Annotated in this window: 1 protein-coding gene; it reads left to right on the top strand. The window is 68.9% G+C overall.

Annotated elements, in window-relative coordinates; all coding sequences use genetic code 11:
- Positions 1–598 (top strand): IS256 family transposase (locus tag QWJ41_RS20765; protein ID WP_302710372.1); only part of this gene is annotated, 598 nt, incomplete at both ends.

Genomic DNA, 598 nt, shown 5'->3' on the forward strand with positions numbered 1-598 from the left:
CGCAACGGCACGACCCCGAAGACGGTCGCGACCCAGGTCGGCGACGTGAGCCTGGCGGTGCCACGCGATCGGGCCGGCACGTTCACCCCGCGACTGGTGCCCAAGGGCCAGCGGCGCCTGGGCGGGCTGGACGAGATGATCATCAGCCTCTACGCCGGCGGGATGACGGTCAGGGACATCTCCCACCACCTGGAGTCCACGCTGGGCACCGAGCTGTCCTACGAGACGATCAGCAACATCACCGACGAGGTCCTCGAGGCGGTCGCTGAGTGGCAGGCCCGCCCGCTCGAGGCGATCTACCCGGTGATCTACCTCGACGCGATCGTGGTCAAGGTCCGCGACGGCGCGCACGTGGTCAACAAGGCCGCCCACATCGCGGTCGGGGTCGACATCGACGGCATCAAGCACGTCTTGGGGATCTGGGTCCAAGAGCACGAGGGAGCCAAGTTCTGGGCCGGGGTCTGCGCCGACCTGGCCAACCGCGGCATCCGCGACGTGCTCATCGTGTGCTGCGACGGCCTCACCGGGCTGCCGGAGGCGATCGAGGCGACCTGGCCCAATGCGACCGTTCAGACGTGCGTGGTGCACCTGATCCGCG

Origin of the sequence: Nocardioides cremeus (assembly GCF_030518195.1) — a bacterium.
In the GTDB taxonomy this organism is placed as follows: Bacteria; Actinomycetota; Actinomycetes; order Propionibacteriales; family Nocardioidaceae; genus Nocardioides; species Nocardioides cremeus.